This window comes from Streptomyces sp. NPDC057694 (assembly GCF_042799415.1).
In the GTDB taxonomy this organism is placed as follows: domain Bacteria; phylum Actinomycetota; class Actinomycetes; order Streptomycetales; family Streptomycetaceae; genus Streptomyces.
This window is the reverse complement of record NZ_JBHVIX010000006.1, coordinates 32,221-40,209: the sequence shown is the minus strand read 5'-3', so window position 1 is coordinate 40,209 and position 7,989 is coordinate 32,221. Positions and strand designations below refer to the sequence as shown.

The window sequence follows — 7,989 nt, the reverse complement described above, 5'->3', positions numbered from 1 at the left end:
GCGGGAAAAAACCTCACCCGTGTTTGTGTTTCTCTCCCCCCCCGGGCCCACGTTGCGCAGGGCTCCGTCGGACGTCGCGCGAGATCGCCTGGCGCGCCCCGTGACCGCCGTCGGTGTCGGCGGTCACGGCACCGGCTGCCGTGCGGTGACCTCGCGGGGTCAGCTCTGGTGCGCCTGGTAGTGGGCGACAGCGTCCGAGGTGCGCCCCGCGCCGTACACCCGGAGGAACTCTGCCAGTTCCGGGTGGGTCCCCGCGAGGGAGTCAGCCGCGTCGATGATGTCGCCGGCGGCGGAGACGGAGCGCAGCAGCGACTGGATCTCACGCACCACGCGCTTGACCGTGGGCGCGCCCGAACCGGAGGACGACTGGCCGGTGTTGGTGAGGACCGAGCCACCCTGCGACTTCTTGATCTCGTCCATGCGCTCGGTGGCCTCGGCCGCGCTGACGCTGCCGTCGGCGACCTGCCCGGACAGCTCCTGCAGCAGCTGCACCCGCTGCACCACCGCCGGGTTGCCGATCTTGGCGCGCTGACCGCTCATCAGCTGGGACAGCATGGGCGCAGACAGACCGAGCACTCCCGCCAGACGGGCCTGGTTGAGGCCGAGGTCCTCGATCAGCCGACGGAAGAGCGCCCCCAGCGGCTCCCCGTACCAGCTGCGCTGGAGCTCCCGGGCTCTTGCGGTAGCTTCCTGCTGTGCGGCGTCCATTGCGTCTCCCCATCGCTTCCCCAAGTACGGTGCTTCGCTGCCGCGAAGCGCCGTGGGGCATCTTACGGAGAGTGGTCGTCTGCCGGGACCCCCAATCCTTTTGCGGGATCCCGGGGGTGACCCGGTACTCTGGTCTGCGGTGCTCGCCCGGAGTGTGAATCATCCGGTGCGATGCGTCGTTTTCGGGGCCTTAGCTCAGTTGGTAGAGCGCTGTCTTTGCATGGCAGATGTCAGGGGTTCGACTCCCCTAGGCTCCACCGAGAACGAGAAGAACCCCCTTGACCTGTGGAAACACGGTCAAGGGGGTTCTTTCGTCGGACGCGGCGGTGCGGTGGCGTCAGTGCTTGTCCTCCGGGCCCGCCTCGGCCTCGGCCTGCTTGGCCTGGACCTCGGGGTCGAGGATGTCCTGGCCGCTGCTGTCGACCGAGGCCAGCGGGGCGGTGTCGGGCACCTCGGTGGCGGCCGGCGGTTCGACGAGCCAGTCCGGGTTGGCCTGCTTGTCCCACCACTTCCACGCGACGAACGCCCCACCGGCCAGGATGCCGATGACGGCCAGGCCCTTGGCGAGGCGCCCGGCACGGGCCCGGCGCTCCTGCTTGCGGGCGAGCTTCCTGATCTGCTCAGGAGAGACCTGTCCGCGCAGCGCGGCGAGCGCCGCGGCGCTGCGGGCCGCCGCCTCGTCGCGGACCGGACCTGCCGCGGCCACGGCGTGCTCCAGGCGCGGCTTCGAATAGTCGGCGGCATGGCGGGCAGCCGTGCGGGTGCGGGCCGCCGCCTCGTGCGCGGCGTGGTCGACCTTTGGCGGCACATGGGTGCGGGCCTGCTCCAGGCGCGGCGCCAGGTGTGCGTCGTACTGGACGCGCGCCTGCTGGGCGGCCTGCGAGACCTTGGGAGCGAGCACGACACGGGCGTCGTGCGCGTACTGCGCGGCCTTGTCCTTGGCCGTCCCTGCGTAGGGCGCCACCACTTCCGCGGCGTGCAGCACGCTGTCCTTCGCCGAGCCGGTCGCGGCGCGCACGCTGTCGATGCGGGTCACGTGATCCTCCTCCTCGGTGGCGTACAGGTATTTCACCTTTCCACCCTTTTGCTGATCATGCCTGCTGGAAGTGTCTTACGTCAGTAAGGCTTGATAAGGATTCGTACCGATCGGTAAGGATCAGTACGAAGCGGAAAGAACGGTAAGAACGGTAAGGGCGGGTAAGAGCGACTAAAAGGGCTTGGCGACGACAATGCCACGGATCGTGGCAGGGCGCTCCTGCTCTGTATCGAGTAGACCGGTTTCGGTGGCTGAAACCCCCGCACCTGTGCCGTGCGAGGATCGGGCGAGCACAGAAGACGACGGAAGGCAGATCGTGGCCGAGCAGCTGTATGCCACCCTCAGGACCAATCAGGGCGACATCGAGGTCAGGCTTCTGCCGAACCACGCGCCCAAGACGGTCAAGAACTTCGTGGAGCTCGCCAAGGGCGAGCGGGAGTGGACGAACCCGGAGACCGGCGAGAAGTCCACGGCCCCGCTCTACGACGGCACGGCCTTCCACCGCGTGATCAGCGGTTTCATGATCCAGGGCGGTGACCCGCTGGGGAACGGCACGGGCGGCCCGGGCTATCAGTTCGACGACGAGTTCCATCCCGACCTGGCCTTCACCAAGCCGTACCTGCTGGCCATGGCGAACGCGGGCCCGGGTACCAATGGCTCGCAGTTCTTCATCACCGTCTCGCCGACCGCCTGGCTGACCCGCAAGCACACCATCTTCGGTGAGGTCGTCGACGAGGCCAGCCAGAAGATCGTGGACACCATCGCCAAGGCGCCCACCAACCCGCGCACCGACCGTCCGGTCAGCGACGTGATCATCGAGTCGGTGACCGTCGAGACCCGATAGCGCCGGGTCCGGTACCGCCGCAGGGAACCAATGCGCCCCGCTCGTCCGTAAGGATGGGCGGGGCGGTGCGTTGTCGCGCGGCGTCTCATCACCGCTCTCACCTAGGGGACGACCGACATGGAACAGGCGCCCGGCAGCCCGCAGGAACCACAGGACGAGCAGGGCCTGCCCGGCTGCTACCGGCATCCCGACCGGCAGACCGGGATCCGCTGCGTCCGCTGCGAGCGGCCCATCTGCCCGGAGTGCATGGTCAGCGCCTCGGTCGGGTTCCAGTGCCCGGAGTGCGTGCGCAGCGGCTCGGGGACGGGGCACGCGCCTGCCGCGAATCAGCCGCGCACGATCGCGGGGGGCACGATCGCGGCGGATCCCCGGCTCGTCACGAAGCTGCTTATCGGGATCAACGTGGCCGTGTTCATCGCGGCCCATGTCAGCGACACTTTCCTCGACCGTCTGGTGCTGTTCGGGTCATGGCCACCAGCTCCCTACGCGCCGCAGGAGGGCGTGGCGGCGGGTGAGTGGTACCGCCTGGTGACCTCGATGTTCGCGCACTACGAGATCTGGCACATCGCCTTCAACATGCTCAGCCTGTGGTGGCTCGGCGGACCCCTGGAAGCTGCGCTCGGCAGGGTCCGGTACCTCGCGCTCTACTTTGTCTCGGGACTTGCGGGCAGTGCTGTCGCGTACGTCTTCACTGATCCGCACATCCCGATCCTGGGTGCATCCGGAGCCATCTACGGCTTGTTCGGAGCGACAGCGGTGCTGATGCGCCGCCTCAACTACGACTTGCGGCCGATCATCGCCCTGCTCGTGATCAACCTGATCTTCACGTTCACCTGGTCCGGCATCTCCTGGCAGGCCCACATCGGCGGCCTCGTGGCCGGTCTGGCCGTCGGATACGCGATGGTGCACGCTCCGCGCGAGCGTCGTTCCCTCGTCCAGTACGGGACCTGCGGGCTGGTCCTCGCAGTCGTGGTCGTGATGGTTCTCGTCAGAACCGCCCAGCTCACCTGAGCACAGTTATCCACCGTTGTTGACCCCGGTTGTCCACAGTGGACCGGGGATCGTGCACGACGCGTCACAAAAGACGTCGCCCCTCGCCTCTGACCTGGTCTTTTACCAGGAGGGGCAAGGGGCGAACGTGTGCTCGATGGCTGCCTGATTAGTCACACCAGCGTCAACAGCCCGAGGGTTATCCACAGATCGTAGAGTTATCCCCACTGTGGACAAGTCTTGTGGATAACTCAGTGGATAGCTTGGGGCAGAGCTGGCGCTCAGGCCTGGTCGTGCGCTATTTCCACTGGGTGGAGACACCGAATCCGGCGGCGATGAAGCCGAAGCCCACCACGATGTTCCAGTTGCCGAAGGCCTCGATGGGCAACTGGGTGTCCGAGACGTAGAAGACAACGATCCAGGCCAGCCCGATCAGGAACAGGGCGAGCATCACTGGAGCCACCCAACCGCGGTTGGTCAGCTTGATGTTGGCTGCCTGCTTCGACGCCGGCGGCGGCGTGTAGTCGGCCTTCTTGCGGATACGTGACTTCGGCACGAGGGTCTCTCCTGTCGATGCGCTGCGTGGCCGCGCAGGGAACGTGGGCTGGCTCCGGGCAGCGTACAAGCGGAACTTCAAAGGACTATGAGCGCTCCCCCGGCCGTCCGTTAGCGTAGTGCTTCCACGGCGTTGAAGGAGATAAGGGTACGTTGAGCAATTCTGCCGACCCCCGAAACCGCCCTGACCAGGGTGGTGCCCGCGGCCGGTTCCGGCCCGTGCGGGTGCTCACCGTGGGCGTTTTCGCCCTTGCCGGGCTGATCTTCTTCACCAGTTTCAATACGGCCAAGGGCACCAATATCCGCACGGATGCCTCCCTCCTGAAGCTTTCCGACCTCATTCAGGAGCGCAGCCACAAGAACCAGGAACTTGAAGCGGCCAACAGCGGGGCCCGTGGGGACGTCGAGCGGCTCGCGCGGCGCGACGACGGGTCGACCAAGGCGGAGGACGAGAAGCTGGACCGCCTCCAGACGGCGTCCGGCACCAAGAAGCTGAACGGTGAGGCGATTTCCGTCACACTCGACGACGCCCCGCCCGACGCCACCGTCCGGCTCCCCGGCTACCCCGACCCGCAGCCCGACGACCTCGTCATCCACCAGCAGGACCTCCAGGCCGTGGTGAACGCCCTGTGGCACGGCGGGGCCAAGGGCATCAAGGTCATGGACCAGCGCCTGATCGGCACGTCCGCGGTGCGCTGCGTCGGCAACACCCTGATCCTCCAGGGCCGCGTCTACTCGCCGCCGTACAAGATCACGGCGGTCGGTGACCCGGAGAAGCTGAAGGCGGCCGTCGCCGCCTCACCCGAGATCCAGACGTACATGCTCTACGTCAACGCCTACGGGCTCGGCTGGAAAGTCGAGGACGACGGGGCGGTGACTCTTCCCGCCTACTCGGGCACAGTGGATCTCCACTACGCGACCCCGGTCGAGTAGGGCACGGGCAGGACAGCAGCCACCAGCGGACACCGGGGGGTGTCGGTGCGAGTCGTCGTCAGGACGTTCAGCGAGCTGTGCATCACGGTGGGCGCCGTGATCGTGCTGTTCGTCGCGTACGTGCTGTTCTGGACCGGTGTGAAGGCCGACAGCGCGATGGACCACCAGATCGACGACCTTCAGCGCCAGTGGGCGAAGAGACCGGCCGCGAGCGCCGCACCGTCCGACGGGCCGACCAGTACCTCTCCGCCGAAGCCGGCCGCGTACAAGGACGGCAAGCCGTTCGCCCTGATGTACATCCCGCGGCTCGGTTTCACGTGGAACAAGCCGGTCCTGGAGGACACCGAGGTCGGCACCCTGAAGAAGGGGCTCGCCCACTACTCGGGGACCGCGCAGCTCGGGCAGAAGGGGAACTTCGCGGTGGCCGGCCACCGGCGCACGTACGGCGACCCGTTCAAGGACTTCCCGAAGCTGCGGCCCGGCGACGACGTGGTGCTCACGGACGGGACCACCTGGTTCACGTACGTCATCGACACCAAGCCCTACAAGACGCTGCCCAGTGATGTCGCCGTCATCGACCCGGTGCCGCGCAAGTCCGGATACACGGAACCGGGCCGCTATCTGACGCTGACGACCTGCGAGCCCGAGTGGGGTCACAGCCATCGGCTGATCGTGTGGGGGCACCTTGATTCCACTCAGCCTGTAGAGGCCGGGAAACCGAAAGCCTTGCGCCGTTAGTCTGGTGCCGTAGCGGACAGTGTGGAGGGAGCGACCGGCATGTACGGCTGGATCTGGCGGCATCTGCCGGGGAACGCTTGGGTGAGGGCACTGATTTCGGTCGTGCTGGTTCTGGCAGTCGTCTATGCGCTGTTCCAGTACGTCTTTCCGTGGGCCGAGCCGCTGCTGCCCTTCAACGACGTAACGGTGGACGGTCAGTGAGCACTCGAAAGACCCTCGACGAGACGCGCGACGCGAACCGCAGGACGCGCATCCTCGTCGTCGACAACTACGACAGCTTCGTCTTCAACCTCGTCCAGTACCTGTACCAGCTGGGTGCCGAGTGCGAGGTGCTGCGCAACGACGAGGTGACGACCGCGCACGCCCAGGACGGCTTCGACGGCGTGCTGCTGTCGCCGGGACCCGGCGCTCCCGAACAGGCCGGTGTCTGCATCGAGATGGTGCGCCACTGCGCCGCGACCGGGGTGCCCGTCTTCGGCGTCTGCCTCGGCATGCAGTCGATGCAGGTGGCGTACGGGGGTGTGGTGGACCGGGCGCCGGAGCTGCTGCACGGCAAGACCTCCCTGGTGCGGCACGAGGGCAAGGGTGTCTTCGCCGGGCTGCCCGACCCGTTCACGGCGACCCGCTACCACTCGCTGGCCGCCGAGCCGGGCACGGTCCCGGCCGAGCTCGAGGTCACGGCCCGCACCGACGACGGCATCATCATGGGGCTGCGCCACCGTGAACTGCCCGTCGAGGGCGTCCAGTTCCATCCGGAGTCCGTCCTCACGGAGCACGGGCACTTGATGCTGGCGAACTGGCTCGCCGAGTGCGGGGACGCCGGCGCGGTCGGCCGATCGGCCGGGCTGGCCCCGGTCGTTGGCAGGGCCTCGGCGTGACCGCGCTGCGCCCCGAGCGCGAGGGGGGAGGGGAGGCCGGGGAGCTGGCGGACGCCGTGGGGCGTCTCGACGACCCCCTCAGCGACCCGTTGCCGGGGCAGCATCCCTCGCCGTGGTTCAGGACGGCGCAGGAAGAGCCTCAGGCCGAGCCTCAGCGGCCCGAGCCGGAGCCCGAGTGGTACGACCCCGACGGGTACGCGACGGACTGGTACGGGGGCGCTCAGCCGCCGTCCGCGCCCGCTCCGGACCCGAGCCGGCACCCGGCGCAGGCGCAGGCCCCGACACAGGCGCACACACAGGCACAGGCGCAGGCCCCGGCGCCCGAGCCGGCTCCGAGCCGGCGCCCGGCACCGGCACCCGCCCCCGAGCCCGCCTTCCTCCCCGTACAGGACGACGAGACGGTCGCGCTGCGCACCGCCGACACGCGTCTGGCGGCCGCGCCGGAGCGTCCCGTCGTCACCGGTGGCCGGGCCGCGCGCAGGAAGGCCGCCAAGCGCGGCGGCGGGCGGCACGCGGGCGCGGCCCCCGCCGAGGACGAGGCCGCGACCGACGCCAAGCCGCTGAGCCGCGTCGAGGCCCGCCGGGCGGCGAGGGCGGCCAAGCCGGGCGCCGGGGTGATAGCCAGCCGGGCGGTCGGCGAATTCTTCATCACGCTCGGCGTGCTGATGCTGCTGTTCGTCACCTATCAGCTCTGGTGGTCGAACATACGGGCCCACAATCTGGCGGGCAGCGCCCGCGACCACCTTGAGGACGACTGGGCGAACGGCAAGGGCAAGCCGGGCACGTTCGAGCCGGGGCAGGGCTTCGCGATCCTCTACATACCCAAGCTGGACGTCGTCGTGCCGATCGCCGAGGGCATCAGCAAGACGAAGGTCCTCGACAAGGGCATGGTCGGGCACTACGGCGAGGACAGCATCCCGACCGCGATGCCGGACGCGAAGACCGGCAACTTCTCGCTCGCCGGGCACCGCAACACCCACGGTGAGCCGTTCCGCTACATCAACCGGCTGGAGCCCGGCGATCCGATCGTGGTCGAGACGCAGGACAAGTACTACGTGTACAAGATGTCGAGCCGGCTCAACCAGACCTCGCCGTCGAACACCGCGGTGATCAATCCGATTCCGACGGGTTCCGGATTCACCAAGCCGGGTCGTTACATCACCCTGACGACGTGCACCCCGGAATTCACCAGTACGTATCGAATGATCGTCTGGGGCAAGATGGTCGAAGAGCGCCCCCGCAGCAAGGGCAAGCCGGACGCGCTCGTCGAATAGCGAGTCGAGCAGGGCGCAGTCGAGCAGGGCAGT

General features: G+C 68.0%; 10 protein-coding genes and 1 tRNA gene. 8 read left to right on the top strand and 3 right to left on the bottom strand.

The window, feature by feature from the left end; all coding sequences use genetic code 11:
• Positions 1–159: 159 nt before the first annotated feature.
• Positions 160–708, bottom strand: a complete 549-nt coding sequence (locus ACFVDP_RS16415; RefSeq protein WP_383489683.1) for a helix-turn-helix domain-containing protein — start codon at positions 706–708, stop codon at positions 160–162.
• Between the two features lie 184 nt (positions 709–892).
• On the opposite strand from ACFVDP_RS16415, the gene ACFVDP_RS16410 reads away from it, so the two are divergent.
• Positions 893–965, top strand: a tRNA-Ala gene (locus ACFVDP_RS16410).
• Between the two features lie 80 nt (positions 966–1,045).
• Here the strand turns inward: ACFVDP_RS16410 and ACFVDP_RS16405 are convergent.
• Positions 1,046–1,744, bottom strand: coding sequence for a DUF5324 family protein (locus ACFVDP_RS16405; protein WP_383490417.1), 699 nt, complete (start codon positions 1,742–1,744; stop codon positions 1,046–1,048).
• 316 nt (positions 1,745–2,060) lie between these two features.
• On the opposite strand from ACFVDP_RS16405, the gene ACFVDP_RS16400 reads away from it, so the two are divergent.
• Positions 2,061–2,588: a peptidylprolyl isomerase gene (locus ACFVDP_RS16400; RefSeq protein ID WP_383489681.1), complete on the top strand. Its 528-nt coding sequence runs from the start codon at positions 2,061–2,063 to the stop codon at positions 2,586–2,588.
• 117 nt (positions 2,589–2,705) lie between these two features.
• Positions 2,706–3,599, top strand: a complete 894-nt coding sequence (locus tag ACFVDP_RS16395) for a rhomboid family intramembrane serine protease (RefSeq protein ID WP_383489678.1) — start codon at positions 2,706–2,708, stop codon at positions 3,597–3,599.
• Between the two features lie 277 nt (positions 3,600–3,876).
• On the opposite strand, the gene crgA is transcribed toward ACFVDP_RS16395, so the two are convergent.
• On the bottom strand, positions 3,877–4,134 hold the full coding sequence (gene crgA, locus ACFVDP_RS16390; RefSeq protein WP_111663030.1) for a cell division protein CrgA: 258 nt from the start codon (positions 4,132–4,134) through the stop codon (positions 3,877–3,879).
• A gap of 152 nt (positions 4,135–4,286) precedes the next feature.
• Here crgA and ACFVDP_RS16385 point away from each other — a divergent pair, with 152 nt between their 5' ends.
• Genes ACFVDP_RS16385 through ACFVDP_RS16365 form a run of 5 tightly spaced genes read left to right on the top strand, consistent with a single transcriptional unit; the run spans position 4,287 to position 7,956 of the window.
• Positions 4,287–5,066 (top strand): DUF881 domain-containing protein, encoded by a 780-nt coding sequence (locus ACFVDP_RS16385; RefSeq protein ID WP_383489675.1) that lies wholly within the window; start codon positions 4,287–4,289, stop codon positions 5,064–5,066.
• Positions 5,067–5,111: 45 nt separating this feature from the next.
• Positions 5,112–5,804 carry a class E sortase gene (locus ACFVDP_RS16380; RefSeq protein WP_383490414.1) on the top strand — a complete coding sequence of 231 codons (693 nt, stop codon included), beginning with the start codon at positions 5,112–5,114 and terminating at the stop codon, positions 5,802–5,804.
• 39 nt (positions 5,805–5,843) lie between these two features.
• Entirely contained in the window at positions 5,844–6,005 is a 162-nt protein-coding gene (locus ACFVDP_RS16375; RefSeq protein WP_383489672.1) for a hypothetical protein, read from the top strand.
• Entirely contained in the window at positions 6,002–6,682 is a 681-nt protein-coding gene (locus ACFVDP_RS16370) for an aminodeoxychorismate/anthranilate synthase component II (RefSeq protein ID WP_383489669.1), read from the top strand. The genes ACFVDP_RS16375 and ACFVDP_RS16370 overlap by 4 nt, the downstream gene beginning before the upstream one ends.
• Positions 6,679–7,956 carry a class E sortase gene (locus ACFVDP_RS16365; protein ID WP_383489666.1) on the top strand — a complete coding sequence of 426 codons (1,278 nt, stop codon included), beginning with the start codon at positions 6,679–6,681 and terminating at the stop codon, positions 7,954–7,956. The genes ACFVDP_RS16370 and ACFVDP_RS16365 overlap by 4 nt, the downstream gene beginning before the upstream one ends.
• The last annotated feature ends 33 nt before the right edge of the window (positions 7,957–7,989 follow it).

What these genes read in the sequence shown, in the direction of transcription:
- ACFVDP_RS16415 (WP_383489683.1), bottom strand. Translation starts at nt 708, where the DNA reads ATGGACGCCGCACAGCAGGAAGCTACCGCAAGAGCCCGGGAGCTCCAG.
- ACFVDP_RS16395 (WP_383489678.1), top strand. Translation starts at nt 2,706, where the DNA reads ATGGAACAGGCGCCCGGCAGCCCGCAGGAACCACAGGACGAGCAGGGC.
- ACFVDP_RS16375 (WP_383489672.1), top strand. Translation starts at nt 5,844, where the DNA reads ATGTACGGCTGGATCTGGCGGCATCTGCCGGGGAACGCTTGGGTGAGG.